The organism is Aliiroseovarius crassostreae, from assembly GCF_025137635.1.
In the GTDB taxonomy this organism is placed as follows: domain Bacteria; phylum Pseudomonadota; class Alphaproteobacteria; order Rhodobacterales; family Rhodobacteraceae; genus Aliiroseovarius; species Aliiroseovarius crassostreae.
On record NZ_CP080772.1, the window covers coordinates 2,366,085 to 2,391,185 of the forward strand.

The following is a 25,101-nucleotide window of genomic DNA, read 5'->3' on the forward strand; positions in this document are numbered from 1 at the left end:
GGAATTTGTGATAGGATGGGGGAGCCTGACACGAAGGAGGTGTGTTATGCAGCTTGGCACCTTTTCCCTGAGCCTCGCGGTGAAGGACATCGCCGCATCCCTGGCCTTTTACCAGGCGCTTGGGTTTCGCCAGATTGGTGGTGACATGGATCAGAACTGGGTCATTTTGGAAAGTGGCGGCACGGTGATCGGGCTTTTCCATGGCATGTTTGAAAAGAACATGATGACGTTCAATCCGGGCTGGTCGGCCCCCGGTGTCACTGCGGAAGAGTTTGATGATATTCGTAAAATTCAGGCCATGTTGCAGGAGGCGGGGATCACCCCCACCCGTCCGGCCGCGCCTGATGCGGACGGCCCGGATCATCTGCTGATTACCGATCCGGATGGCAACACGATCATGCTGGATCAACATGTGCCGAAGCCGAAATGATATCTCAGAAATCACTGCGCAACCGATTTCGGTGTCGGCGGCGCGGAGTTATCTTGTTGTGGGGGTCGACACTGTTGTGCTGAAGCGTTTTCATAATGCGTTGAAACAGCGTGATGTCGAAACGTCGCGCATCATATAAGGAGGGTGGGCCGATCGGATTGGCGTTCTCCCCCCTTGCAACTTATGTTCTGGAAGGCTGGTCAGGGCAGGCATAGCGGGGTATACCGCGCGCCATGACTGATGCGATCAACCCTCCCAATCTTCGCCCGGACCTTGCCCCCAAGGCCCGCATCACCGACCCCGTGCGCCACTCTGATCGGCCTGGCCAGCCAAAAATCGGCATGGTCAGCCTGGGCTGTCCCAAGGCGCTGGTGGATAGCGAACGGATCCTGACGCGATTGCGCGCTGAGGGCTATGCGATCAGCCCGGATTACACCGGGGCGGATGCGGTGATCGTGAACACCTGCGGGTTTCTTGATTCAGCCAAGGCCGAAAGCCTTGAGGCGATCGGGGAGGCGCTGAAGGAAAACGGGCGTGTCATCGTCACCGGCTGTCTGGGGGCGGAAGAGGATTACATCCGCGGCACCCATCCCAGCGTGTTGGCCGTGACCGGCCCGCATCAATATGAGCAGGTTCTGGACGCGGTGCATGGGGCGGTGCCGCCCGCGCCGGACCCGTTTGTGGATCTGCTGCCAGCGTCGGGCGTGAAGCTGACCCCGCGCCATTACAGCTATCTGAAGATTTCCGAGGGCTGCAATCACCATTGCAAATTCTGCATCATCCCCGACATGCGGGGGCGCCTGGTGTCGCGCCCGGCCCATGCGGTGGTGCGCGAGGCGGAAAAGCTGGTGGAGGCAGGCGTCAAGGAACTGCTGGTCATTTCGCAGGACACATCCGCCTATGGGGTGGATATCAAACACGCAGAGGAACGCGGGCATCGGGCGCATATCACCGATCTGGCGCGCGACCTTGGGGCGCTGGGCGTGGGCAAAGACCTGTGGGTGCGGATGCATTACATCTATCCCTACCCCCATGTGCGTGAGCTGATCCCGCTGATGGCGGCCTATGAGGATTCAAAGGGCCTGATCCTGCCCTATCTCGATATTCCGTTCCAGCACGCCCACCCTGACACGCTGAAACGCATGGCGCGCCCGGCGGCCGCAGAACGCACGCTGGACCGGATTGCCGAATGGCGCGGCATTTGCCCGGACATCACCCTGCGCTCGACCTTCATCGTGGGCTATCCCGGCGAAACCGAGGCCGAGTTCCAGACCCTTCTGGATTGGATGGACGACGCGCAACTGGATCGGGTTGGCTGCTTTCAATATGAAAATGTTGACGGGGCGCGGTCAAACGACCTGCCCGATCACGTGCCTGCCGAGGTCAAACAGGACCGGTGGGAGCGGTTCATGGAGAAAGCACAGGCGATTTCCGAGGCGAAACTGACCGCAAAAGTGGGTCAGGTGATGGATGTGATCGTTGATGACATCGACGAAGACGGCATCGCCACCTGCCGCACCAAGGCGGATGCGCCAGAGATCGACGGGAACCTGTTCATCGACGAGGGCACCGAAGGGTTGCAGGTCGGTGAGATTGTTTCGGTCGAGGTGGATGAGGCTGGAGAGTATGATCTTTGGGGGGTGTTGCGGTAAATCTCAACGTCCCTCCTCCAGGTCTTCCAGATCATCCTCGGTTGGTTTTATCTTTGGCGCCGGACGCCGCCACGCCATCAGATTCTGACCAATCTCACGATAGAACTCGGGAACCAGCTTCTCAAGGTCCGCAACGAAATTCACTTGCTGCGTAAACCGTGCCCCCAATCGACGGGAATAGAAGATCGAAAAACCAACCGGACTTTTACCCTGTTTTCCCTCTTCACATATTCCCGGACATTCCAGCAGATCCTTGAACGAAAACTGAGTATTCTCGCTACGGCCCGGCCATTGCAACCGAATATACAGTTCTTCGGTTGCCTCAGACCTGATTTGCCTCATCAGCCAGTTGAGACGTGCTTTCGTTGAAACCTTGTCCTCAGGGGCCCGCAGGTTCATTCCAACATCGACGCTGCGCCGTGTAAGATCAACAACAACATCCAGCGGAGCGGCAGCATCGGGAATATCCAGAGTAACCGACAGACGCTTTTGCTCTCTGAGCTGCAACAATTCATCTTTCTGGCGCAACGCAGGATCATTTTTATGCTTGCGCGACAAGCGTTGCAAAACGACCGCATCTGTTTGACGGCTGAGTATCATCGAAAGGTCTTTGGTTTCCTGGTGCCACGCCTCAAGAACGGCACGCGCTTCGACAGATTTTGCCAGTATTTGCCCCCCGGCAGACACCAGTTTATTAAGCTCGGTCCACTCCGGCGGCATTCGGTCAAACCCTCTAACCCCCGTACTTTCATGGGTCAGAAAGCGATGGAATTCCGAAAGAATGAATGCCTGGTCATCATCTGCAACTTCCTGATTGCTCAGAAGAAGATCCGCAGTGGTCAGGATGAACATCCAGGACCAGTGGTAAACAGGTATTTTTGAACGGCTTTTTCGCACCTCTTCCAAGGGGTGGCTGGCCGGTGTTGTGGCAAATTGATTGGAAATCGTAATAACGCAGTCACAGCCATGATCTTTGGCGATGTTTCTGTAGCGGTCCACCTGTTCGGCCGTAAGCTGAGCATTGCCAATTTTCGCTTCGATCAGTGCACGCCATTCACGTGTTCCGGTTCGCAGGACAATCAATCCATCGGGGCGATCCTGTCGCGCTTTGACCCCGTTGGAGAACACCACCTCCGTAAAGGCCTCCAGATGTGATCGCACCCCATAACGCTGGCCGAGAGATTGCAAAAGGCTGGCACTAAACTCTCTTGTGCTGGAAAGAGTTGCCAGAAAAACCGATGTGGCGCGCCCTTCTTTGGAAGTCGTGGACAGTACAGGAAACAAACGCGCGGGTTCACCCTGTGAAAGAAACTCAGGAAGTGTCATGATCTGTGCCTTCTTAAATCCCGATCACTCAACCAGAAATGGTTCAATTTTTCAACCCAACCTCAACCCCAAGCAGATCCCCCTTGCCTCATCTCCCGTCACCTTCTACGCTGACCCCCGCGAGGGTTGGTAAGCGAGAGGCAAGATGGAACCTCCTTATCCTGACCCGACAGGGGATGATGACACGGCGTTTTTGCGGATGGAACAGGGGTTCCGGCAGGCGTTGGATGAAGATGTGCACCAGAAGGGCCGCGATCCTTTGCGGGCGCAGCTGGCCTATGTGAACAAGGTGCTGGCGGCCGCGGACGCGCTGGGTATTCAGCTTTTGTCCCATCTGACCCGCCCCGAAATCCCGCTGTTGAAAGACGCGGGAAACCTGAACCATCTGCGGGATGAGATTGATCACACCCTAGTGGCGCTGCGCCTGAAATTTGCCCGCCATGACCCGGTCAAACCCCGGCACCTGCCGGAAGATCAGCATCACCGGCTGCTCAGCCTGTTAAACAGCATCACCGCGGAAATCGAAAACACCCGCCTGCCGCAGACCATGGATCAGGAGGCCCGTCAGGTGCTGAGCACCCTGCGCGGGCAGCTGGAAACACGCACTCTGCGGATGGAGCATTTCGTGGATCTGGGCCGGGTGATTGCCAGCATCGGGCGCCAGCCCGAAACCGAGGCGGTCGCGGATAAATGCTGGCAGTGGTTGCGCCTGTCGATGGACCTGCTGAGCCGATCCAAAGGCAGTCATCGCCCGTTTGCCCACCTGAATGACGGGGGGACGACAGGGGGATGAACAGGGTCGACATGCCCCGACACGCTGCAAGAGATATCAATGTCGTGGGCGTTTCGGAATAAACATGTGTCTCAAGCCTATCCCGAAACGCTTTAAGCACGCCAAAACCCTGCGCAAAAGCAAAAGCGCCGACCGGATGGACGGCGCTTTTCTTGTTTTGGAAAGGGGGGGTTACGCCTGAAGCGGCGCCACCTCTATCTCACGTTCCACCCGCGCTTTCATCGCGCGTGCAGCGGCGTGCGACGCGGCCAGCGTGGTGAAATAGGGGATCTTGTCCATCAGGGCGACATTGCGCATCTGGCGACTGTCATTCACCGATTGCGCGCCTTCGGTCGTGTTCATCACCAGTTGCACATCGCCGTCTTTCATGTGGTCGACAATGTTGCGACCCGGCTCATAAACCTTGTTCACCTCTTCGGTCTCAATGCCGTTTTCCTTGAGGAACTTGGCGGTGCCATAGGTGGCAATGATCGAAAACCCAAGATCTTTCAGCATCTTGGCGGTTTCCACCAGCTGCCCGGTCTTGTCGCTTTCCTTGATCGACAGGAAGACCTTGCCCTCGGTCGGTAGATGTGTGCCGGCGCCCATCTGGGCCTTGAGGAACGCCATGGCAAAGCTCTTGTCCGCGCCCATCACCTCACCGGTGGAGCGCATTTCCGGCCCAAGCAGCGTGTCGACGCCGGGGAAACGGGCAAAGGGCAACACGGCCTCTTTCACCGCAAAGGTGTCGATCTCGGGATTGACCAGATCGAAGGCATCAAGCTTTTCGCCCGCCATCACCCGTGCGGCAATGGTGGCAATCGGGCTGCCGACGGCCTTGGCCACAAAGGGCACGGTGCGCGAGGCGCGCGGGTTCACTTCGATCAGGTAGATCTCATTGTCTTTCACGGCAAACTGCACGTTCATCAGACCCACCACGTTGAGGGCCAGCGCCAGGGCTTCGGACTGGCGGCGCAGCTCGGCGATGATCTCAGCCGACAGCGAGTAAGGCGGCAGCGAGCAGGCACTGTCGCCCGAGTGCACGCCGGCCTCTTCGATATGCTGCATGATGCCGGCCACATGGACCTTTTCCCCATCCGAAAGCGCGTCCACATCCACTTCAACCGCCCCGGACAGATAGCTGTCCAGCAGAACCGGGCTGTCACCCGACACCACCACGGCCTCAGCGATGTAGCGTTCCAGCTGGGCCATGTCGCGCACGATCTCCATCGCGCGGCCACCCAGCACATAGGACGGGCGGATCACCAGCGGGAAGCCGATTTCCCCTGCGATTTCAAGCGCCTGAGCATCCGTGGCGGCGATGCCATTCTTGGGTTGCTTCAGGCCAAGCTGGTTCACCAGCGCCTGGAACCGCTCGCGGTCTTCGGCAAGGTCAATCGCGTCGGGCGTGGTGCCCAGGATCGGAATGCCCTCGGCCTCCAGCGCATTGGCGAGCTTCAGCGGCGTCTGACCGCCGAACTGAACGATGACGCCGTGCAGGGTGCCATTGCTCATTTCGGTCGAGAGGATTTCCATCACGTGTTCGAAGGTCAGCGGTTCGAAATAGAGGCGATCCGAGGTGTCATAGTCGGTCGACACGGTTTCCGGGTTACAGTTGACCATGATGGTTTCATACCCCGCCCCGGTCAGCGCGAAACAGGCGTGACAGCAGCAATAGTCGAACTCGATCCCCTGGCCGATCCGGTTCGGGCCACCGCCCAGAATGACAACCTTTTTGCGGTCCGACGGGCGGGCCTCACATTCCACGTCGCCCATCATCGGCGCTTCATAGGTGGAATACATGTAAGGCGTCTGCGCTTCGAATTCCGCGGCACAGGTGTCGATCCGTTTGAAGACCGCGTTCACGCCGACCTTGCGGCGCGCACCCCGCACGTCGGTTTCCTTGAAGCCGGTCAGCTTGGCCAGACGCGCATCGGTAAAGCCCAGCATCTTGAGCTTGCGCAGGCCCGCCGCATCCGAGGGCAGGCCACTGTCTTTCACCGCGTTCTCGGCATCGACGATTTCACGGATCCGGGCAAGGAACCACGGATCAAACGCGGTCACGCGCTGGATTTCCTCATTGGTCAGCCCGTGGCGCATCACCTGTGCGATTTTCAGGATCCGGTCGGGGCGCTGTTCGGAAATCGACTTGATCAGGGCGGCATGGTCCGGCGCGCCGGGGATCTCGATCTCGTCAAAGCCGGTCAGGCCGGTTTCCATCGAGGCGAGCGCCTTTTGCAGGCTTTCATGGATGGTGCGGCCGATCGACATGACCTCACCCACCGATTTCATCGCGGTGGTAAGCTCCGGCTTCGAGCCTGGGAATTTCTCAAACGCAAAGCGCGGGATCTTGGTGACCACATAGTCGATGGTCGGTTCAAACGAGGCGGGCGTGACCTTGGTGATGTCATTGTCCAGCTCATCCAGCGTATAGCCCACGGCCAGTTTCGCAGCGATCTTGGCAATCGGGAACCCGGTCGCCTTTGAGGCCAGCGCGGAGGAGCGCGACACGCGCGGGTTCATCTCGATCACCACCATGCGGCCATCTTTCGGGTTCACCGCCCATTGCACGTTGGATCCGCCTGTTTCCACGCCGATCTCACGCAGCACGTTGATCGAGTGGGTGCGCATCAGCTGGTATTCCTTGTCGGTCAGCGTCAGCGCGGGGGCCACGGTGATACTGTCACCGGTATGCACGCCCATCGGGTCGATATTTTCGATCGAGCAGACGATGATCGCGTTGTCGGCAGTGTCGCGCACCACCTCCATCTCATATTCTTTCCAGCCCAGAAGGCTTTCATCAACGAGGATCTGGTTCACCGGAGAGGCATCCATGCCGGTGCGGCAGTAATGTTCGTATTCCTCGCGGTTATAAGCCACACCACCCCCTGTGCCGCCCAGGGTAAAGGCGGGGCGGATAATGGCGGGAAGGCCGATGTCATCCAGCGTTTCCAGCGCGATTTTCACCCCGGCATCCAGATCCGCGTGACCCTTGTCATTGGTCGGCGCGGTGACGATGGTCGCGCGCGGGTTTTCGATGCCCAGACGATCCATTGCTTCGCGGAACAGTTTGCGATCTTCTGCCATTTCAATCGCATCGCGCTTGGCGCCGATCAGTTCCACATTGAACTTGTCCAGCACGCCAAGGTCGTCAAGCTCCAGCGCGGTGTTCAGACCGGTCTGGCCGCCCATGGTCGGCAGCAGCGCATCGGGGCGTTCCTTCTCGATGATCTTGGCAACTACGTCAGCGGTGATCGGTTCGATATAGGTCGCATCCGCCATGTCCGGGTCGGTCATGATCGTCGCCGGGTTCGAGTTCACCAGGATGACGCGATACCCTTCCTCGCGCAGGGCTTTACAGGCCTGAGCACCGGAATAGTCAAACTCGCAGGCCTGACCAATGATAATGGGGCCCGCCCCGATGATCATGATGGATTTGATATCGGTTCTTTTCGGCATGGGATCCCCCTTCGGCAGGTCAAGGCAGAGTATAGGCACGAGTCTGTCCCGCGCGCAAATTGTCCTGCGTTATAGTGATCGAAAGATGTTGTGCAAGCCCTCATTACGTCTGCGCGACAGGTTTGCGCAGTTTGTTTGCAAAAGACCGGTTCTGAGGGGTGGATGCGGGCATGTGGCAGGGATGTGAAGGCGCAACGGCGCGTAAAACTTCACTGAAGTGGCGCATTCTGCCCTTCCCTCGCTGCGAGGGGGATTATACATGGCCTTCACAACAGCGCCCTTTGGCGCACACCGCTTAAACAGCAGCACAACCAGCAAAAGGGACACCGCGGGTGCAGATCAGGTTCGACCAGTTTTGTCATGACCAGGGTCAGGCGGGAAGACCCTGCCAGTTCACCCGCCCGATCCGTATGATCGAGGCGACAACCCCGGCCGAGGTGCCCGCAGCACTTGACGCGCTGGATGGCGCACGGGCGGAAGGGCTGTGGCTGGCCGGATTTGCAAGCTATGAGCTGGGCTATGTGCTTGAGCCGAAACTTGTGCCGCTTCTGCCGGAAAACCGCCGCCTGCCGCTGTTGCGCTTTGGTGTCTATGACGGGCCCGAGCCTGCCGAAGACCTGCCCATGGGACGGGCCGGACGGGATGTCGGGCTGGGCACACTTTCCCCCCGCTGGGACGAAGCGCGCTATCGCCACGCCTTTGAACAGGTGCATGACGCCATTGGCGCGGGGGACATCTATCAGGCCAACCTGACCTTCCCGATTGACAGCACAGCCCATGGCGATCCGGCGATGCTTTACGCCGCCCTGATGACACGCCAGCCGGTGCTGCATGGGGCGCTGGTGGAACAAGACGGGCTGCCCGCGCTCCTCTCGCGTTCGCCCGAACTGTTTTTCCGCACCACCGCCGCCGGCCGTATTGAAACGCGGCCGATGAAAGGCACCCAGCCGCGTTCGGAGGACCCGGCGCAGGATCGCGCCAACCGCGATTTCCTGATCACGGATGAAAAGAACAACGCCGAAAACCTGATGATCGTCGACCTCCTGCGCAACGACATCTCTCGCGTGGCCAGGCCCGGATCGGTGCATGTGCCAGAACTCTTCTGCGTGGAGAGCTATGCCACCGTGCACCAGATGGTGTCGACCGTGGCGGCCGAGCTGGCGGAGGGGGTGCAGCTGTCTGATATCCTGCGCGCATTGTTCCCCTGTGGCTCAATCACCGGTGCGCCGAAAATCCGCGCGATGGAAATTCTGCGCGGGTTGGAACCGGATCCGCGCGACATCTATTGTGGCACGATCGGCTGGGCCGCCCCGGATGGCGCCTCCAGTTTCAACGTGGCCATCCGCACGCTGATGGTCGAAGACGGCCAGGCCCGCCTGAATGTGGGCGGCGGGGTCGTGTGGGATAGCACAAGCGGGTCGGAATATGAGGAAGCCCTATGGAAAGCACGGTTTGCAGAAGCGTTCCAGATGGAACAGAGCTGATTGAAACCTTTGCGCTTGGGCCCGAGGGCGTGGCGCGGCTGGATCTGCACATGGCGCGGATGGCGCGGTCTGCGCAATGGCTCGGATTTCCCTTTGATGCGGGCAAGGCGCGCGCCCTCTTGGCATCGCAAACCGCACCCGAGCCCCTGCGCGCGCGACTGACCCTTGCGCAGGACGGAAGGCTGGATCTGACCACAGCCCCCCTGCCCCCCACAGCCCCCAGCTGGCGCTTTGCAATCCACCCGGAACGGCTGCGCTCGGACAATCCGTGGCTTTTGCACAAAACCACCCGGCGCGCCCTTTACAACGACGCGCGTGCGGCCTTGCCGGACGGCATTGACGAATGGATTTTCCTGAACGAACGCGGTGAGGTCTGCGAAGGCACCATCACCAATATCGAACTGACCCGACCCAACGGCAAGAACCTGACCCCGCCACTTTCCTCCGGCTGCCTGCCCGGCATCTATCGGCAGAGCCGCCTGAACACGGGCACCCTCACCGAGGCCGTTCTGACCCCGCATGACCTGAAAGGCGCAACCGAGATCCGCCTGACCAATGCGCTGCGCGGGGCAACCCCGGCAATTTGGGCCCCGGAATGCCCCCATTTCAACCAGTTTGCTTGACAAGCGCGGCACAACCTTGTGTATCGGCAAAGACGCGTTTTACAGCGCATGACACCTTTGCCCGAACCCTGCGGGCACCGATCCGATTTTGCCGATGAAAGGCCGTAACATGCACGCATATCGCAGCCATACCTGCGCCGAGCTTAACAAATCCAACGTGGGCGACACCGTTCGCCTTTCCGGATGGGTCCACCGTGTCCGCGACCATGGCGGCATTCTGTTCATCGACCTGCGCGACCATTATGGCGTGACCCAGGTTCTGTGCGACCCGGACAGCCCGGTGTTTGCCGAGATGGAAAAAGTGCGGTCGGAATGGTGCATTCGCATCGATGGCAACGTGAAAGCGCGCGACGCGGATCTGGTCAATGACAAGATCCCGACCGGCGAAGTTGAAGTTTTCGTGCGTGACCTTGAGGTTCTGGGCGACGCGGGGGAACTGCCGCTGATCGTGTTCGGCGACCAGGAATACCCGGAAGAAACCCGCCTGAAATACCGGTATCTCGACCTGCGCCGCGAACAGATGCAGCAAAGCATGAAACTGCGCTCGGACGTGGTGGCCTCAATGCGCAAACGCATGTGGGACGCGGATTTCCGCGAATACCAGACCCCGATCATCACCGCATCAAGCCCGGAAGGCGCGCGCGACTTCCTGGTGCCGTCGCGCCTGCATCCCGGCAAGTTTTACGCGCTGCCCCAGGCACCGCAGCAGTTCAAACAGCTGATGATGGTGGCGGGCTTTGACAAATACTTCCAGATCGCACCTTGTTTCCGCGACGAGGACCCGCGCGCCGACCGTTCGCCCACCGATTTCTATCAGCTCGACATGGAAATGTCCTTTGTGACCCAGCAGGACGTGTTCGACACCATTCAACCCGTGCTGCAGGGCGTGTTTGAAGAGTTCGGCGGCGGGCGCAAGGTCGACACTGACTGGCCGCAGATCTCCTACAAGGACGCCGCCCTTTGGTATGGCACCGACAAACCGGACCTGCGCAATCCGATCAAGATGCAGGTTGTCAGCGAACATTTCGCCGGCTCCGGCTTTGCGATCTTTGCAAAACTTCTGGAAAACGAAGGCACCGAAATCCGCGCCATCCCCGCGCCGAAAGGCGGCTCGCGCAAATTCTGCGACCGGATGAACAAGTTTGCCCAGCAGGAAGGTCTGCCGGGCATGGGCTATATCTTCTGGCGTGATCAGGGCGAAGGCATGGAAGCGGCTGGCCCGCTGGCCAAGAACATTGGGCCGGAACGCACCGAGGCGATCCGTCAGCAACTGGGTCTGGGCGTGGGCGACGCGGCCTTCTTCCTGGGCGGCAAGCCGAAAGCCTTTGAAAAGGTTGCGGGCCGTGCGCGCGACGTGATCGGGGATGAGCTGGGCCTGACGGACAAGGATCGGTTTGCCTTTGCCTGGATCGTCGACTTCCCGATCTACGAAGCCGACGAGGAAACCGGCAAGATCGACTTTGAGCACAACCCGTTCTCAATGCCGCAGGGCGGTATGGACGCGCTGAACGGCGATCCGCTCGACGTGCTGGGATACCAATATGACCTGGCCTGTAACGGCTATGAGCTGGTGTCCGGTGCGATCCGGAACCACAAGCCAGAGATCATGCTGAAGGCCTTTGAACTGGCGGGCTACGGCGAAGACGAGGTGAAGAACCGCTTTGGCGCGCTCTTCAACGCGTTCCATTACGGCGCCCCGCCGCACGGTGGCTGCGCCGCCGGGATCGACCGGATTGTGATGCTGCTGGCCGATCAGGACAACATCCGCGAAGTGATGCTGTTCCCGATGAACCAGCGCGCCGAAGACCTGATGATGGGGGCACCCAGCCTGCCGGAAAACGAGCAGCTGCGGGAACTTCATCTGCGGGTTATCCCACAGGAATAAACCGGGTCCGGCCAGACCGTGAAACAGAAAGCCCGCGCCAATGCGCGGGCTTTTCTTTTTCCCTGCAGCCAGCAGCGGAGCTGCCGGGGCAAAACCTATGGATCAGAAGATCAGGACACGCGCGCGGTCAGGGCCGTCTGCCCAACTGGTGGCACCTCTTCAGTGGCAACCGCCTGAGACGGGGTTGCAAGAGAGAGCGCCACGGCAATCATCAGCATTGCAGCACCACACACAAGCACGGCCCAATCCACCGCGGCCTCTGCCCAGCTGGGGCCTGCCTGGCTGGCATCGGTCGACATCTTGGTATTTGCCTGGGGTAATGCGGTCGCCATCTTGTCCACCATTTCCTCCACCTTTTACGCGGTCTCGCCACCGTTTGTGCAGCGAGCCCCTTGATCCTCGTGTTGCATTCCAACCGAATGTTCCACCGAATTGGGGCGTAAATGTGAAGGGGTGGGGGCAATTGAGCGACCGGTCTGCAACCGGATAGGTCAGTGCAGGACGGGATATCTCTTGTCGAAGGAGCTCCAGTCGGCAACCGGCGGGATGGTCCAGACCTCCAGCCGCTGTTGCCGTTGCCGGTCCATCCAGCCTGTCAGAGCGCCTGACGCGCGGCAAGCCGTTCCTGAACCAGCCCGGCGACCAGATCATATTGCTTGCGCCAGCCCCCTTCTCCCCGACCCGCACGGGCAAGATCATCAGCGGCATGTTCGAGCTTTGTGTCATGGGCCGAGCGCGCCACACCACCTAGGAACTGGGCAATATACCCGACATCCGCATTATCCGGATCCTCCCCCATGATCTCGGCCATATGGCTGAGGTCATCCTGCAGGGCCATTTCATCGGGATGCACCAATTCGCCGGACACTTTGCGCAGACCTGAAGGGCCTTCACCTTTCGGCAACAGCTCCAACACGGTTTGTTGAAACACCGCAAGGCTTTCAAGCGGCTTTGCCATGAACCGATCTGCCCCGGCTTTGATTGCGTCGCTGTGGGTGGCGTCATCACCGCTGATTGCGATCAGCACCGGAACGCGGCACGGCTCCTGCGCCAGTTCCCGGATCAGATCTGCCCCTGACCCGTCGGGCAACCCCATATCCACAATCACGATGGAGGGGCGGTAGACCCGCAGATGCCGGTGTGCGGAGGCCAGACTATCCGCCCGGCGAATCCGTGCCCCGGATCGCAGGCACAGGAGGCGAATAGCCTCGGAGGCATATCGGCTGTCTTCAACCACCAGCACGGTCTTGCCTTGCAGGGGACGGTCGGGGGTTGCGGGTTGGCTCATCAAGAAGCGTTCGAGATCATCACTCATGGCAGCGATTCCTTTCCTCCCCCACGAAAGCCGAAAAGGGTAAACCACGGGTTAATCTCCCAAGCCCTGCCCAATATCCCGCATTGAGCGTTTCGGGGAAAACTTGGAGGCAGGTGGGTATCCTGAGACGCCCACGACATTGATACCTCTTACGGTAATTCGATTTTTCCCTGCCTCAGGGGAATGTCGAAACACTTTAATAGTCACAATAATAGTCACAATTGCTGCTCTGCGGCGTGTGCGTTCTTGCAACAGACCCCACCCACACGGCATAAGACCCCAACACTTGTCGAAGGGAGAGAGAAATGATTGGACGTCTGAACCACGTGGCCATTGCCGTGCCGGATCTGGAAGCGGCTTCGGCCCAGTATCGTGATACGCTTGGGGCCAAGGTGAACCCGCCGCAGGACGAACCGGATCATGGCGTGACCGTGGTGTTCATCGAACTGCCCAACACCAAGATCGAACTGCTCTACCCGCTGGGGGACAATTCGCCCATCGCAGGTTTCCTGGAAAAGAACCCCGCCGGTGGCATCCACCACATCTGTTATGAGGTCGACGACATCCTGGCCGCACGGGACAAGCTGAAAGAGGCCGGCGCACGTGTACTGGGCACCGGAGAGCCCAAGATCGGCGCCCATGGCAAGCCGGTCCTGTTCCTGCATCCGAAAGATTTCAACGGCACTCTGGTTGAGCTGGAACAAGTCTGATGACCATAACCGCAGCCCTTGTCCTTTATGTCGTGATCTGGTTCGTGACCATGTTTGTGGTCCTGCCCATCCGCCTGCGCACGCAGGGCGACGAAGGGGCCGTGCTGCGCGGAACCCATGCCGGTGCGCCCGCCAATTTCAGGCTTGGGCGCACCATGATCATCGTCACCATCTGGGCCAGCCTCGCCTGGGCAGTTGTTGCGGGGATCATCGTCTCGGGCTGGATCACGGTTGAGGATATCGACTGGTTCAACCGGATGGGATCGGAGGGGTAAGCGCGCTGGGGCGAGCGCCTGATGGCAGGGCCGCCCGACGCATCCACACTTATTGCTTCCTGATCGTGGTTTTTACCAACTTGTTTTCTTCGTTGAGCGCGGACCAATTTACCGAGTTCACGCATTCATCGCTAGCCTGGTCCGAGATCAATACATTTGTGCTTTCCGAAACAGGGCTAAGGTCAGACCCCGCACTACCGCCCTGACAATCGCTGGAACATATGGGTGAAGGTCGCGGCCCCCAGAATGGGGATCAGCAGGTTCACCAGCGGGATCGACAGCGGCACGGCCATCAGTATGCCCGCGATCCAGATCTGGGTATTGTGACGTTTGCGCAGGGCATGGGCCGCCTCACGCTCCATCCGGCGCATTGCCGCCATGGTGAAATATTCCCGCCCCAGCAGATAGCCGTTCACCGCATAAAACAGGATCGGTGCCAGCGGGCCGACAAAGAAAAACAGGATCAGCGCCACAAGGTTCACGCCGACAATCACGCCGAAAAACCCAAGGCTTTCACGGATTGCGGCTGAGATCGGCTGGGCAGCGTTCGGCGCAAGATGCGGGTAGTGCCGCGCCTCAACCGCATCCGCCACCTCGTCCAGAAACAGCCCGGTAAAGGCCCCGGCCACCGGCACCATCAGCACCGCAGACAGCACGATCATCAACAGCGCGGCCACCCACATGGCAACACCACCGACAAAGGACACCTCTCCCACAAATGGCAGGCTCAGCACGTCGGGGATCACAAATCCTACCAAGGTGACCATGACCCAGGTGATCGCCACCAAAAGCCCAACCGTCAGCCCCAGACCCTTCAAAAGAACCTTACGAAAGCGCGGATCACTCAGTTGGGCAAGCGCGCGGAAAAAATCATCAATCATCACGGGTCCTCAGTTTTCAATCCAGGTGGTAAGGGCGGCAATATCCGGGCGTGGACGTTCTGGCGGGGCCACGGTTTCCGTGCCAATGTGAATGATCCCGGCCACCCGCTCGTGATCCTCAAGCCCAAGCCCGTCGCGCAGAAACCCCCGATCCTGAGAGGCCCAGCCCGACAGCCAGTTTGCCCCCCAACCTGCCGCCAGCGCCGCGTTCAAAAGTTGCAGACAGGCCGCCCCCGCCGAATAGGTCTGTTCGATCGCCGGAACTTTTTCCGAGACCACCGGACTTTCAACCACGACAACCGCAAGGGGCGAATTGTCATAGGCGTGGCGCTCCTTGGCCACTTTCATCTCGTCAATGCCCAGCGCCGCACCGCGAATGGCGACCAAAGCCGCCAACCGCTCCAGCGCAGGCTTTTCCAGCACAATGAACCGCCACGGCTCCAGCTTGCCATGATCCGGTGTGCGCCCGGCCGCCGTCAGGATCGGCATCAGGTCTTCACGCGACGGCCCCGGCCCGGTCAGGGTTTTTGCAGGCCGGGAACGACGTGTCAGCAGAAACTTCAGGGCGGCGTCATTGCGTTCAGGCATATCGCTTCTCTTTTCAGCACGGTTGCACTCTGCACCGCTCACGCGGCTTGCTTCGGTGACATGTCGTATCTCGAACCGCCCCCGTCAAGATGTAAAGCCAATTTACATCAAGTTTCTCACGTCTCAGGCCCCGCATTTTTCTTGTTCCAAATATCCCGGGGTGAGCGGTGAAACCGCGAGGGGCAGCGCCCCTAACGCGTTTCGACTTTAACTTGAAACATTATGTGGCGCGAATGTCCCGAGAATGCGAAGCATAGCAGGGTATTCGTGCCTCAGGTTTAAGGTCGTGCGCTCTAGACCCCGAAATACTCCGCAAGCTCGGAAAGTTGCTCGGAAAACACCGCCCGCATCCGCGCATTGGGCTGGCGCGCGGCAAAAATCTCCGCCAGAGGGTCGGGGGCGGTGATCTCCGATCCCGACATTTCTTCCAATACCGCATGACCGCAGAACGGCACATAGACTTCACTATACCCGCCCTCATGCGCCATCATCAGCCGACCGCCACACAGCTCCCCCGCCAGCGCCATTACCCTGCGGGTCATCTGCCGGAACGTATCCGCGGTGGCCAGCATGCAGGACAGCGGGTCAATCACCGCCGCATCATAGCCATTGGCGATCACGATGATCTCCGGCTCAAACGCGCGCATCGCCGGAACGGCAATCCGCTCCAACGCCTCCAGATAGGTGTGATGTCCACCGCCGGGGGGCAGCGGGATATTGATATTCGCCCCCTGCCCGGCCCCTTCCCCCCGCACATCCGCATCCCCGGTATCGACTGGGTAATTGCGCTCCTGATGCATGGAAATCGTCAACACATCCGGGTCTTCGATAAAAATCGCCTCCGTGCCATTGCCGTGATGCACATCCCAATCCAACACCGCAACCCGGCGCACACGCCCTTCGGCCTGCATGGTGCGAATGGCGATGGCAAGATTGGCAAGCAGACAGAACCCGTTGGGAAAATCGGGCAGGCAGTGATGCCCCGGCGGGCGTGACAGCGCATAAGCGTTGTCCACCTTCCCGCTTAGCACATCCCGCATGGCAGCCACCGAGAGGCCCGCCGACAGCGCCGCCAGCTCATATCCCCCCTGCCCGAAGGGTGTGCGCAGTCCAAGCTCGCCACCCCCCGCATCGGACACTCGCTTGAACCTGTCCAGAAAGGCGATGGGATGGACCCGCGCCAGCATCTCATGCGTGGCTTCAGGAGCACTCGATCCCACCAGCTCACGCGACAACCCGGTCACATCCAGAAGGTTCTTCAGCCGCCGCTTGGTTTCGGGGCTTTCGGGCAAGCCGCCCGCCGCCAGCGGCTGCACCAGCCCCCCCACCGGAAGCGTCCCCGCATAATTGCCACCCGAATGCCAGAAACTGCGTTCATCCCAGTAAAATCCCGTGGCCATGATATCCTCCGCTTTGGCGCAAGCTTAACGCGCACCCTTGCCCCGTCCAGCCATTTCCGCCACCAAGAGGGTATGAAAAAAGGCAGCCTCTCTCACCTTGCAATCCCCGGTGCCACGCTTGCGGTGCGCGTCACCCCCAAAGCATCCCGCAATGCGGTGGAAGAGGTCGATGGCGGGCTGAAAATCTCCGTCACCACGGTGCCCGAGGGCGGAAAAGCAAACAAGGCGGTCGAGAAGCTGCTCTCAACCGCCTTGGGAGTGTCAAAATCGCGCCTGACCCTCACCCATGGGGCCACGTCGCGCGACAAGGTCTTTCGGGTGGATTAATCCGCGTCCAATGAAAACTGCGGCCCAGCCCGCCCCTGAAACGCGTTAATTGTCCACGCGCGGGATCGAAGACGGGGCGTAATCCTCGTTCGGCTGTGCCCAGTCGCCCCCGGCCCCATCCAGCGGATCCGGGCCAAAACGGTTGGCCCCTGCGGTGCCCGGCGTGACCATCCAGTAAAGCATCAAAAGCCAGCCAATGATCGGCACCAGCACGATCCAGAACCACCAGCCAGAGCGATCCTTGTCATGCAGGCGGCGCACTGTCACCGAGATGCCAGGCAGGAACAAGGCCAGCGCAAACAGCGACGACAGCGGGGTGATTTCGGTCATGCCCAGAACCGCAATATCCACGACCCCCAGCAAAATCTGGCCCGCCACATTAAACAGCGTGAACCACCAATATTCCGACCGCGCAGCGCGGCCTTCAAATGTCACATATTTGGAAAAGCAGGTTTTGACTGCCGTTTGGAAATCCATAAACTCACTCCTTTTTGCCGATTTTCGGCTCTTCACCTTTGAGAATACGAGAGATATTGGCGCTGTGCCGGTAAAAAATCAATGCCGCCAAGGCAACCGCCAGCCCCACCAGACTGTCCTGCCCAAGCAACAGCGCCACCACCGGCGACAGCGCCGCCGCCACCAATGCCGACAGGGATGAAATCCGGAATACGACCGCCGTCACCAACCAAGAAGCGCAGGCCGCAAGACCCAGTGGGAACGACAGCGCCAGCATCGTGCCCAGCCAGGTCGCAACCCCTTTCCCGCCCCTGAAGCCCAGAAACACCGGAAAGCAATGGCCCAGAAAGGCAAAGAAACCCGCAACCTGCGCCGCGTCTTCCCCCACCAGCGCACGCGCCGCCAGCACCGCAGCACCGCCTTTGCCCGCATCCCCGATCAGCGTCAGAAACGCGGCGAGTTTATTGCCGGTCCGCAGCACATTGGTCGCGCCGATATTGCCGGATCCGATCTGACGCAGATCCCCCAACCCGAACAGGCGCGCCATCACAATACCAAACGGGATTGACCCCAGCAGGTAGCCAAGCACAGCCACCAGAGCCAGAACCGGCAGCGCAGACGTTAACTCAGGCATGATCATTCCTCATCTCGGACGGCCAGCGCCCTCATTTTCTGGTCAAAAATATCCCGGGGTGAGACCGCAGGTCGAGGGGCAGCGCCCCTTACCCCGAAAAAACCGACACACCGGCCACCCAGGTGCCGATCACCCGGCCCTCCATCCTCGCCCCATCAAAAGGCGTGTTCTTCGATTTCGAACGCAGCTTGAACCGGTCGAGCACAAAGGGCGCATCCGGGTCAAACAGCACCAGGTCCGCCGGCGCGCCCGGTGCCAGACGACCGCCGGGCAGCCCCAGCAGCCTGGCCGGGTTCAGCGACATGGCCCGCCAGATTGCAGGCAGGTCGATCAGCCCCGAATGCACCACCCGCATCGCGGCGGGAAGCAGGGTTTCCAGACCCACGGCCCCAGAGGCAGCCTCTTCAAACGGCAGGCGTTTGCTCTCCTCATCCTGCGGCGTGTGAAAGCTCGACACCACGTCCACAAGCCCCGAGGCGACCGCCTCGATCATCGCCACGCGATCCTCTTCCGACCGGAGGGGTGGTTTGAGTTTGAAGAAGGTGCGATAGTCGCCCACATCCAGTTCATTCAGGCACAGGTGATGGATATTCACCCCGGCCGAGACCGAATGACCGGCAGCCTTTGCGCGTTCCAGCACGGGCAGGGATTTTGCGGTGGACAGGCTGTCGGCATGATAGCGCACCCCGGTCATCTCAACCAGCGCGAGGTCCCGTTCCAGCCCCATCCGTTCAGCCATGGGCGAAACCGCGGGCAGGCCCCGCAACGAGGCGAATTTGCCCGAGGTGACGGCGGCCCCTTTCGACAGGCTCGGTTCCTGCGGGTGACCAATGATCAGCGCCCCCAGCGACCGGGCATAGGTCATGGCGCGGGAATAGACCTTGGGATCGGTGACCACATGGTCGCAATCGGTAAAGGCCACGGCGCCCGCATCCAGCATGAAGCCCATCTCTACCATCTCGCGCCCGGCCCGTTCCTTGGTCAGCGCCGCGAGGGCAACCACATTGACCGGCGCCACCTCAGCGGCACGTCTTGTGGCAAAAGCGAGCGTCTCCGGCGTGTCCACGGCAGGTGTGGTGTCCGGACGGATCACCATGGTGGTCACCCCGCCCGCCGCCGCCGCATCCCCGGCGGTTCGAAAGCTTTCCTTATGGCGTTCGCCCGGCTCACCGATTTTCACGCCCATATCAATCAGGCCGGGGGCCAGGCATTTGCCGCCACACTCAATCACCTCACCTTTCGGTTTCTGGTTCAGCGCGGTGATCACCCCATCTTCCACCGTCAGGCTGCCCAGAGCATCTTCGCCGGTTTCGGGATTGATCAGGCGGGCATTGGTGAAGGTCTTGGTCATCGAAGCGGTCCCTTTGGCGTGGGGTTGGTTGGAAATGTCCTAATCGGTTTTGGCGGGCGTTTCTACAGGGAGTTTGACCTTGGCGCAGGATGAAGGGGCGGATGCCTCCGGCGGGAGTATTTTGGGCAAGAAGAAGGAGGGATCAGTTTGCGGCAAGCACGCGGCATCGGTGCAGCAATAGCGACTTGTTGATTTTGGCCTTTTTAAGCGCTTCAACCAGGCGGCCGGACAGGAAGAAATATCTGGGCAGCCTCGGCGTTTCCATCCAAAGATCAGAACTGCTCAATGCTGCTGAGCTGACCGAAACCATGTCGTCTTTGTCCGTTGCTGGCAACCGCCAGATATCTCGTTCGTCTTTGTATGCTCGCCACGCCCCCTCCGAAAACTCTGGCAGGAAGGAGCGCTTTCTTTCTCCAATAGACAGGAGCTCAAATTTCCCATCCACAGGTGTTTTGCGATCAAACTGGTAAATCTCAATTGGATGCAGGCGCGTTTCACCAAGATCAAAGTCACGCAGAATATCCGCGAGGGTCCGCGAAACGATGTGATATCCGCCAGCGTCAAAGTAGTGCGGGAGAGATGTGATCGGTCTCGGCGTTTTCGCAAAAAGCTTTCTGGCGAGAAGATCTTCTGGGATCGGGAGGCCTTTTGACTTTAGCTCGCCCGCTTGTAAAAAATCTTGGTTTCGCTCCTCTCGAATATCAGAAGTGAGAGGCTTGTTAGTAGTCGTGAAATGCATTGCCTGGCTGATCCAGACTTCACCATCGCTCATATCAATCCTCGCAAATGCTGTCTCAAATATGATCAGCTTAAGGAGGATCGGGGCGCAGTGGCAAGCTTGGCCGGGACGAAATTATGCAGCCCCTCGTGCGCGGTTGATCTGGGCCTTGGTGTCCTTTGCATCCGCCTGATATTTCAGCATGTGCTTGTCGCCCGCAATCGTCACCACCTGGGCGGCGGTGAAAATGGTGTTTACCGCTTCGATATTGTGCAGAAGGATGGCCGATCCGGTGGGGCCGATCAGGCGGCGGTTGGTGAGGGTCCAGATAAAGCCGGTCTGTTCCTTGAGCAGATAAGCCCCACGCAGGGCGATGGCCAGCACGGCCCCCACGACCCCTGTCCACGGGAAGGGGTTCTTGATCGCAAGCAAGATCACCACCATCACCACAGAGCCGATCGCGGCCAGCATGACGTGTTCCTTGAGATAGGTGGTCCGATTGCCCTGAAACTGCGCCAGTATTTTTTCACCGGGTTCCAGATCCGGCACGGTCTGATCTTCCAGACGGGGTTCAAGTTTCATATCAGTCCTCTAGGGCTTTTTTCAGTTCTGCCACCAGATCCGCGGGGGCATCGGTGTCAAGGCGCTGGGTGGCCACCGCATCTTTGCGCCGGATCGTGACGATCACCGCCCGGTCCAGCGGTTTGATGCCAGCGATACTGTCGCGCGAAAAGGTCAGCCCCTTGCGCAGGTGGAGCGCCCGGGAGGTCAGGGCCCAATCGCCCTGATGGCGCAGACCCAGCATGAACGCTCCGAAAGCGAGGTAAAAGATCAGCGCGAAGACCGGCACCATGGCCCAGCTGAACAACCCTACGAAACTGCCCAGCACACCATAGATTGCCGTGGCGCCCAATGTGGTGAAAACTGCAATCCGCAACGCGGTTTCACGGCGGGCGGAGCCGCGCAGGATCAGGTCTTCGCCCTGATCGAGCTGCAACCAGTCTTTTGATACACGCTTAGGCATAGGTCTCTTTTTCCGCCTGATCACGCGCGATGATGCGGTGGTTGCGTGCCAGCAGGTCCATCGCGGCCATGCGCACGGCCACGCCCATTTCCACCTGTTCCTGGATGACCGAGCGGTTGATGTCATCGGCAATGGTGCCGTCGATTTCAACGCCGCGGTTCATCGGGCCGGGATGCATGACAATCGCGTCATCCTTGGCATTTGCCAGCTTTTCGGCATCCAGCCCGTAGCGGTGGTAATATTCGCGTTCGGACGGGATAAAGCCCCCATCCATCCGTTCCTTCTGAAGTCGCAGCATCATCACCACATCCGCGTCTTTCAGACCCTCCTCCATGTCGTCATAGACCTCAACCCCGAACTGGTCGATCTGGCTGGGCATGAGCGTGGGCGGCCCCACAAGGCGCACCCGGTTTTCCATCTTGCCCAGAAGGATCAGGTTTGAGCGGGCCACGCGTGAATGCGCGATGTCCCCACAGATCGCAATGGTCAGACGATGCAGACGGCCCTTCTCGCGCCGGATCGTGAGCGCGTCCAAAAGCGCCTGTGTCGGGTGTTCATGTTTGCCGTCACCCGCATTCAGAACCGCGCAATTGACCTTCTGTGCCAGAAGATCCACCGCCCCGGAATGCGGGTGGCGCACCACCAGAAGATCCGGGTGCATTGCATTCAGCGTCAGCGCGGTGTCGATCAGCGTCTCGCCCTTTTTGATCGAACTGGCCTGCATCGCCATATTCATCACATCCGCGCCCAGCCGTTTGCCCGCAATTTCGAAACTCGCCTGGGTGCGGGTGGAGTTTTCAAAAAACATGTTGATCTGCGTCAGCCCGGCCAGCGCATCGGAGCGTTTGTTGCCGCTGCGGTTCAAATCAACGTAATCATCGGCCAGATCGAGGATGGTTTTAATCTCCTCGGGGTGCAGATGTTCGATGCCCAGAAGATGGCGCTGGCGAAATGTCATGGGGGCCTCCGATCCGTGTTGCTTTGCTTATAGGATCGGGGGGGCGGGACGTCTATCCTGCAATGCAGGGCGTTTCATCGCATGGGGAGAAAACTAGAAAACTAGAAAACTAGAAAACTAGAAAACTAGAAAACTAGAAAACTAGAAAACTAGAAAACTAGAAAACTAGAAAACTAGAAAACTAGAAAACTAGAAAACTAGAAAACTAGAAAAGAGGGGCCAGACAGGCCTGTGTGGGTCAAGCCCCTCTTGTGGGACATCTCCGCCCGCGTTTACCATTCATCAACCAAGATGAGCGTAACTCTCCCCATGTCATGGAAAAACCGCATTCGAAACATCCTGCTGCAGCGCGACTGGGACAGCCTGTCGAATAAGGAACTCATTCACCTTCGCGGAAGCGCTTTTTGGTGGCGCAATTGGGCTTTGATCGCACTATCCCTTTATCTTATTTGGTTGGCGGTAGCGGTATTCTCCTTTGGCCTCTCATACACGCTTGACCGCCTTTCCCCGCCCCGTCATTCCTTTGTCACGCTCATTCGAGAACATTTCATCGGCCTGACCGCATTGGTCATTGTCGTTCCACAGCACCTAAAGTTGCAACAGATTGACAAAATCATCCATAATCGGATGTGGGGTGATCACAAGACTGACGAACCCGGTCTTTAAGATCTTCCAACCGACGAATTCGATGTTCGACATATTCCCGGCCCTGTTCAACAGTCGCTATATCGGCGGTTAAGTTGATATAATCTTTTAGATTGTCCATATCCGCAACAAATCCATCCCATCCGAAAAAGACGTTAAGGAACTCCGATACCAACCCGCCTGCGGCAGAACCAGTGGCTTCCAAAACACTCCCGGCACGGAAAGCTCTTACAGCATTGCCTATGCCCCCGATAAAACCTATCAAAGAAAGTCCTTGTGTGACCGCACTACTCAGAGCTTCCGCTCTGATATGTGCTTCTGCGGCCTCGGGTGTCCCAACAAATTCTTCTGCACGGCACTGGAACACCTCATGTTCAGCCTGCATTTCTGCAAGTTGTTGCTCCAACAGCGCTTCCAACTGCTCTGCCGCATTCGCGATATGCTGCAATTCGGCCTAGATCTCCGCTTCCACGTCCGCAATATGCGCCTCATATTCTGCACAAAGTGCCGGATCGTGTTTTCGACGTGGGGCGCCGACTGCTGCTTGCACCGCCGCACCCAGTGATTTTCCTCTGAACTCATATTGCACCGCCATTTGCTCAATCAATTTGGCGGTTGTGGTTATCCGCATTGTTACCAAAACGCGGTAAAGGCAATGGACGCCACAGCCCCCTCGCAACAGGCGTTGCCCCCGCCCGCGCCGCCGCCTACCCTGCATCCCATGGAATCACCCGCGCTCTCTGATCTCGACTGGCACATCGCCCGCGCCCATCTCGACTGGCAGGTCGAACTGGGGGTGACGGATGCGATTTGCGATGCGCCGATCAACCGCTATGAGCTGGAGGCGAGAAAGCCCAAAACCGCCGCGCCGACACCGCTGGCCTCCCCGCCCGCGCATGTGCTCGACCCCGAGGTGGACTGGGTCGCCCGCGCGAAAGAAGCCGCCGCACGGGCACAGGATCTTGAGGCCCTGCGTGCCGCATTGGAGGTGTTCGATGGCTGCGACCTCAAGAAAGGGGCGCGCAACACGGTGCTGGCCGATGGCAACCCCGCCGCCCGGGTGATGATCATCGGCGAGGCCCCGGGGCGGGACGAAGATATTCAGGGCAAACCTTTCGTGGGCCGCGCCGGTGGGCTGCTGGACCGGATGTTTGCCGCCATCAACATGGGGCGCACCGCAGCACTGTCAAAAGACGCGCTCTACATCACCAATGTGATGCCCTGGCGCCCACCGCAAAACCGCGACCCCAGCCCCGAGGAAATGGCCATGATGGTGCCTTTCCTTCAGCGTCACGTCCAACTGGTCGCCCCCGAGCTGATTGTGCTGATGGGCAACACGCCCTGTCAGGCGGTCCTTGGCAAGCGCGGGATCACGCGGATGCGGGGACGTTGGGAGGAGGCATGGCACAAACCGGTCCTGCCGATGTTCCACCCGGCCTATCTGCTGCGCAACCCGGCCGCAAAACGCGAGGCCTGGGCGGATCTGCTGGAATTACAGGCCCGGCTGCGCGATCTCTGACCCGGCTGCCCCCTTGATCCATACCCCCCTTGATCCATATCAGGGATTTGCCGATATGATCCGGGCAAAACAGCGCCATATTCCGATGAAAGGCCACCTTCATGTCCCACATCCCCGCCGACAACAAACGTGACTTCATCCCGGTGCGCATTGCGATCCTGACAGTCTCCGACACGCGTTCGATGGACGAGGACCGCTCGGGCGACACACTTGTTGCACGGCTGGAACGCGCGGGCCACGAACTGGCCGACCGCAAGATCATCCGCGATGAGCGTGGCGAAATTGCCGACCAGCTGCGCGCCTGGAGCCTGGACCCGGAGATCGACGTGATCATCTCTACCGGCGGCACCGGCCTGACCGGACGGGACGTGACGGTTGAGGCCCATCGCGATGTCTATGAGAAAGAAATTGAAGCCTTCGCAACCGTTTTCACCATGATTTCGATGGAGAAGATCGGCACATCGGCGGTGCAGTCCCGCGCCACGGGCGGCGTGGCCAATGGCACCTATCTTTTTGCACTGCCCGGCAGCACCGGCGCCTGCAAGGACGCCTGGGACGGGATCCTCGCTGCCCAGCTGGATTACCGCCACCACCCGTGCAATTTCGTCGAGATCTTCCCGCGCCTCGAAGAACACAAGCAACGCAGGAAATAATCGACGGAAATCGGTG

27 protein-coding genes are annotated in these 25,101 nt (G+C 59.5%); 12 read left to right on the forward strand and 15 right to left on the reverse strand.

From position 1 onward, the window contains the following. Positions 1-46: 46 nt before the first annotated feature. Positions 47-430, forward strand: a complete 384-nt coding sequence (locus K3J57_RS11305; protein ID WP_259795959.1) for a VOC family protein — start codon at positions 47-49, stop codon at positions 428-430. 233 nt (positions 431-663) lie between these two features. Further along, entirely contained in the window at positions 664-2,082 is a 1,419-nt protein-coding gene (rimO, locus tag K3J57_RS11310; protein WP_259795960.1) for a 30S ribosomal protein S12 methylthiotransferase RimO, read from the forward strand. A gap of 3 nt (positions 2,083-2,085) precedes the next feature. On the opposite strand, the gene K3J57_RS11315 is transcribed toward rimO, so the two are convergent. Continuing rightward, positions 2,086-3,408 carry a hypothetical protein gene (locus tag K3J57_RS11315; RefSeq protein ID WP_259791859.1) on the reverse strand — a complete coding sequence of 441 codons (1,323 nt, stop codon included), beginning with the start codon at positions 3,406-3,408 and terminating at the stop codon, positions 2,086-2,088. 145 nt (positions 3,409-3,553) lie between these two features. Between K3J57_RS11315 and K3J57_RS11320 the strand changes: the two genes are divergently transcribed. Continuing rightward, positions 3,554-4,201, forward strand: coding sequence for a hypothetical protein (locus tag K3J57_RS11320; protein ID WP_259795962.1), 648 nt, complete (start codon positions 3,554-3,556; stop codon positions 4,199-4,201). 171 nt (positions 4,202-4,372) lie between these two features. On the opposite strand, the gene carB is transcribed toward K3J57_RS11320, so the two are convergent. Continuing rightward, the gene (carB, locus tag K3J57_RS11325) at positions 4,373-7,639 is read right to left on the reverse strand and encodes a carbamoyl-phosphate synthase large subunit (protein WP_259795963.1); all 3,267 of its coding nucleotides are present in this window, start codon (positions 7,637-7,639) and stop codon (positions 4,373-4,375) included. A 332-nt stretch (positions 7,640-7,971) separates the two neighbouring features. Between carB and K3J57_RS11330 the strand changes: the two genes are divergently transcribed. The 3 genes from K3J57_RS11330 to aspS all read left to right on the forward strand — a co-directional run bounded on the left by K3J57_RS11330 (position 7,972) and on the right by aspS (position 11,631). Further along, the gene (locus K3J57_RS11330; RefSeq protein WP_375542806.1) at positions 7,972-9,123 is read left to right on the forward strand and encodes an aminodeoxychorismate synthase component I; all 1,152 of its coding nucleotides are present in this window, start codon (positions 7,972-7,974) and stop codon (positions 9,121-9,123) included. Beyond that, complete coding sequence (locus tag K3J57_RS11335) at positions 9,078-9,746, forward strand: aminotransferase class IV family protein (protein ID WP_259795964.1); 669 nt, start codon at positions 9,078-9,080, stop codon at positions 9,744-9,746. Before K3J57_RS11330 ends, K3J57_RS11335 begins: the two co-directional genes overlap by 46 nt. Before the next feature lie 109 nt (positions 9,747-9,855). Further along, on the forward strand, positions 9,856-11,631 hold the full coding sequence (gene aspS / locus K3J57_RS11340; RefSeq protein ID WP_259797771.1) for an aspartate--tRNA ligase: 1,776 nt from the start codon (positions 9,856-9,858) through the stop codon (positions 11,629-11,631). A 110-nt stretch (positions 11,632-11,741) separates the two neighbouring features. Here the strand turns inward: aspS and K3J57_RS11345 are convergent, their stop codons facing one another. Together K3J57_RS11345 and K3J57_RS11350 are read right to left on the reverse strand one after the other, a co-directional pair. After that, entirely contained in the window at positions 11,742-11,975 is a 234-nt protein-coding gene (locus tag K3J57_RS11345; RefSeq protein ID WP_259784649.1) for a hypothetical protein, read from the reverse strand. 251 nt (positions 11,976-12,226) lie between these two features. Beyond that, the gene (locus tag K3J57_RS11350; protein ID WP_259791878.1) at positions 12,227-12,946 is read right to left on the reverse strand and encodes a response regulator; all 720 of its coding nucleotides are present in this window, start codon (positions 12,944-12,946) and stop codon (positions 12,227-12,229) included. Between the two features lie 305 nt (positions 12,947-13,251). Between K3J57_RS11350 and mce the strand changes: the two genes are divergently transcribed. Beyond that, positions 13,252-13,656, forward strand: coding sequence for a methylmalonyl-CoA epimerase (gene mce / locus K3J57_RS11355; RefSeq protein ID WP_055190352.1), 405 nt, complete (start codon positions 13,252-13,254; stop codon positions 13,654-13,656). After that, positions 13,656-13,931 carry a DUF1467 family protein gene (locus K3J57_RS11360; RefSeq protein ID WP_173484934.1) on the forward strand — a complete coding sequence of 92 codons (276 nt, stop codon included), beginning with the start codon at positions 13,656-13,658 and terminating at the stop codon, positions 13,929-13,931. The genes mce and K3J57_RS11360 overlap by 1 nt, the downstream gene beginning before the upstream one ends. A 194-nt stretch (positions 13,932-14,125) precedes the next feature. Here K3J57_RS11360 and K3J57_RS11365 read toward each other — a convergent pair whose 3' ends face one another. The 3 genes from K3J57_RS11365 to K3J57_RS11375 form a co-directional block, all read right to left on the reverse strand. Beyond that, positions 14,126-14,812 (reverse strand): EI24 domain-containing protein, encoded by a 687-nt coding sequence (locus K3J57_RS11365; RefSeq protein ID WP_259773103.1) that lies wholly within the window; start codon positions 14,810-14,812, stop codon positions 14,126-14,128. A 9-nt stretch (positions 14,813-14,821) separates the two neighbouring features. Next, complete coding sequence (locus tag K3J57_RS11370; RefSeq protein ID WP_259795966.1) at positions 14,822-15,400, reverse strand: nitroreductase family protein; 579 nt, start codon at positions 15,398-15,400, stop codon at positions 14,822-14,824. A 293-nt stretch (positions 15,401-15,693) separates the two neighbouring features. Next, on the reverse strand, positions 15,694-16,800 hold the full coding sequence (locus tag K3J57_RS11375) for a histone deacetylase-like amidohydrolase (protein ID WP_259795968.1): 1,107 nt from the start codon (positions 16,798-16,800) through the stop codon (positions 15,694-15,696). Between the two features lie 72 nt (positions 16,801-16,872). Here K3J57_RS11375 and K3J57_RS11380 point away from each other — a divergent pair, with 72 nt between their 5' ends. Further along, a complete protein-coding gene (locus K3J57_RS11380; protein ID WP_173484929.1) occupies positions 16,873-17,127 on the forward strand; it encodes a DUF167 domain-containing protein in 255 nt (84 codons plus the stop codon). Positions 17,128-17,172: 45 nt separating this feature from the next. Here the strand turns inward: K3J57_RS11380 and K3J57_RS11385 are convergent, their stop codons facing one another. The 7 genes from K3J57_RS11385 to K3J57_RS11415 form a co-directional block, all read right to left on the reverse strand. After that, a complete protein-coding gene (locus K3J57_RS11385) occupies positions 17,173-17,604 on the reverse strand; it encodes a DUF805 domain-containing protein (RefSeq protein ID WP_259795970.1) in 432 nt (143 codons plus the stop codon). A gap of 4 nt (positions 17,605-17,608) precedes the next feature. Further along, a complete protein-coding gene (gene plsY, locus K3J57_RS11390; protein ID WP_259795972.1) occupies positions 17,609-18,217 on the reverse strand; it encodes a glycerol-3-phosphate 1-O-acyltransferase PlsY in 609 nt (202 codons plus the stop codon). A gap of 88 nt (positions 18,218-18,305) precedes the next feature. Further along, entirely contained in the window at positions 18,306-19,568 is a 1,263-nt protein-coding gene (pyrC, locus tag K3J57_RS11395; RefSeq protein ID WP_259795974.1) for a dihydroorotase, read from the reverse strand. 142 nt (positions 19,569-19,710) lie between these two features. Next, positions 19,711-20,340: a hypothetical protein gene (locus K3J57_RS11400; RefSeq protein ID WP_259795976.1), complete on the reverse strand. Its 630-nt coding sequence runs from the start codon at positions 20,338-20,340 to the stop codon at positions 19,711-19,713. Positions 20,341-20,421: 81 nt separating this feature from the next. Further along, the gene (locus K3J57_RS11405) at positions 20,422-20,868 is read right to left on the reverse strand and encodes a hypothetical protein (RefSeq protein ID WP_259784655.1); all 447 of its coding nucleotides are present in this window, start codon (positions 20,866-20,868) and stop codon (positions 20,422-20,424) included. A 1-nt stretch (position 20,869) separates the two neighbouring features. After that, a complete protein-coding gene (locus K3J57_RS11410) occupies positions 20,870-21,310 on the reverse strand; it encodes a hypothetical protein (protein WP_173484923.1) in 441 nt (146 codons plus the stop codon). Continuing rightward, positions 21,303-22,268: an aspartate carbamoyltransferase catalytic subunit gene (locus tag K3J57_RS11415; RefSeq protein ID WP_259784658.1), complete on the reverse strand. Its 966-nt coding sequence runs from the start codon at positions 22,266-22,268 to the stop codon at positions 21,303-21,305. The genes K3J57_RS11410 and K3J57_RS11415 overlap by 8 nt, the downstream gene beginning before the upstream one ends. A gap of 291 nt (positions 22,269-22,559) precedes the next feature. On the opposite strand from K3J57_RS11415, the gene K3J57_RS11420 reads away from it, so the two are divergent. Then, complete coding sequence (locus tag K3J57_RS11420) at positions 22,560-22,934, forward strand: hypothetical protein (protein WP_259795979.1); 375 nt, start codon at positions 22,560-22,562, stop codon at positions 22,932-22,934. Here the strand turns inward: K3J57_RS11420 and K3J57_RS11425 are convergent. Next, positions 22,882-23,361 carry a hypothetical protein gene (locus tag K3J57_RS11425; protein ID WP_259791896.1) on the reverse strand — a complete coding sequence of 160 codons (480 nt, stop codon included), beginning with the start codon at positions 23,359-23,361 and terminating at the stop codon, positions 22,882-22,884. The two genes, K3J57_RS11420 and K3J57_RS11425, sit on opposite strands and share 53 nt — an antisense overlap. Before the next feature lie 273 nt (positions 23,362-23,634). Here K3J57_RS11425 and K3J57_RS11430 point away from each other — a divergent pair, with 273 nt between their 5' ends. Together K3J57_RS11430 and moaB are read left to right on the forward strand one after the other, a co-directional pair. Further along, positions 23,635-24,432, forward strand: a complete 798-nt coding sequence (locus K3J57_RS11430) for a uracil-DNA glycosylase (protein WP_259795983.1) — start codon at positions 23,635-23,637, stop codon at positions 24,430-24,432. A 101-nt stretch (positions 24,433-24,533) separates the two neighbouring features. Beyond that, the gene (gene moaB, locus K3J57_RS11435) at positions 24,534-25,085 is read left to right on the forward strand and encodes a molybdenum cofactor biosynthesis protein B (RefSeq protein WP_259784662.1); all 552 of its coding nucleotides are present in this window, start codon (positions 24,534-24,536) and stop codon (positions 25,083-25,085) included. Positions 25,086-25,101: the final 16 nt, after the last annotated feature.

Coding starts and splice junctions, on each gene's coding strand:
- K3J57_RS11305 (WP_259795959.1), top strand. CDS start 47: ATGCAGCTTGGCACCTTTTCCCTGAGCCTCGCGGTGAAGGACATCGCC.
- rimO (WP_259795960.1), top strand. CDS start 664: ATGACTGATGCGATCAACCCTCCCAATCTTCGCCCGGACCTTGCCCCC.
- K3J57_RS11315 (WP_259791859.1), bottom strand. CDS start 3,408: ATGACACTTCCTGAGTTTCTTTCACAGGGTGAACCCGCGCGTTTGTTT.
- K3J57_RS11320 (WP_259795962.1), top strand. CDS start 3,554: ATGGAACCTCCTTATCCTGACCCGACAGGGGATGATGACACGGCGTTT.
- carB (WP_259795963.1), bottom strand. CDS start 7,639: ATGCCGAAAAGAACCGATATCAAATCCATCATGATCATCGGGGCGGGC.
- K3J57_RS11335 (WP_259795964.1), top strand. CDS start 9,078: ATGGAAAGCACGGTTTGCAGAAGCGTTCCAGATGGAACAGAGCTGATT.
- aspS (WP_259797771.1), top strand. CDS start 9,856: ATGCACGCATATCGCAGCCATACCTGCGCCGAGCTTAACAAATCCAAC.
- K3J57_RS11345 (WP_259784649.1), bottom strand. CDS start 11,975: ATGGTGGACAAGATGGCGACCGCATTACCCCAGGCAAATACCAAGATG.
- K3J57_RS11350 (WP_259791878.1), bottom strand. CDS start 12,946: ATGAGTGATGATCTCGAACGCTTCTTGATGAGCCAACCCGCAACCCCC.
- mce (WP_055190352.1), top strand. CDS start 13,252: ATGATTGGACGTCTGAACCACGTGGCCATTGCCGTGCCGGATCTGGAA.
- K3J57_RS11360 (WP_173484934.1), top strand. CDS start 13,656: ATGACCATAACCGCAGCCCTTGTCCTTTATGTCGTGATCTGGTTCGTG.
- K3J57_RS11365 (WP_259773103.1), bottom strand. CDS start 14,812: ATGATTGATGATTTTTTCCGCGCGCTTGCCCAACTGAGTGATCCGCGC.
- K3J57_RS11370 (WP_259795966.1), bottom strand. CDS start 15,400: ATGCCTGAACGCAATGACGCCGCCCTGAAGTTTCTGCTGACACGTCGT.
- K3J57_RS11375 (WP_259795968.1), bottom strand. CDS start 16,800: ATGGCCACGGGATTTTACTGGGATGAACGCAGTTTCTGGCATTCGGGT.
- K3J57_RS11380 (WP_173484929.1), top strand. CDS start 16,873: ATGAAAAAAGGCAGCCTCTCTCACCTTGCAATCCCCGGTGCCACGCTT.
- K3J57_RS11385 (WP_259795970.1), bottom strand. CDS start 17,604: ATGGATTTCCAAACGGCAGTCAAAACCTGCTTTTCCAAATATGTGACA.
- plsY (WP_259795972.1), bottom strand. CDS start 18,217: ATGCCTGAGTTAACGTCTGCGCTGCCGGTTCTGGCTCTGGTGGCTGTG.
- pyrC (WP_259795974.1), bottom strand. CDS start 19,568: ATGACCAAGACCTTCACCAATGCCCGCCTGATCAATCCCGAAACCGGC.
- K3J57_RS11400 (WP_259795976.1), bottom strand. CDS start 20,340: ATGAGCGATGGTGAAGTCTGGATCAGCCAGGCAATGCATTTCACGACT.
- K3J57_RS11405 (WP_259784655.1), bottom strand. CDS start 20,868: ATGAAACTTGAACCCCGTCTGGAAGATCAGACCGTGCCGGATCTGGAA.
- K3J57_RS11410 (WP_173484923.1), bottom strand. CDS start 21,310: ATGCCTAAGCGTGTATCAAAAGACTGGTTGCAGCTCGATCAGGGCGAA.
- K3J57_RS11415 (WP_259784658.1), bottom strand. CDS start 22,268: ATGACATTTCGCCAGCGCCATCTTCTGGGCATCGAACATCTGCACCCC.
- K3J57_RS11420 (WP_259795979.1), top strand. CDS start 22,560: ATGAGCGTAACTCTCCCCATGTCATGGAAAAACCGCATTCGAAACATC.
- K3J57_RS11430 (WP_259795983.1), top strand. CDS start 23,635: ATGGAATCACCCGCGCTCTCTGATCTCGACTGGCACATCGCCCGCGCC.
- moaB (WP_259784662.1), top strand. CDS start 24,534: ATGTCCCACATCCCCGCCGACAACAAACGTGACTTCATCCCGGTGCGC.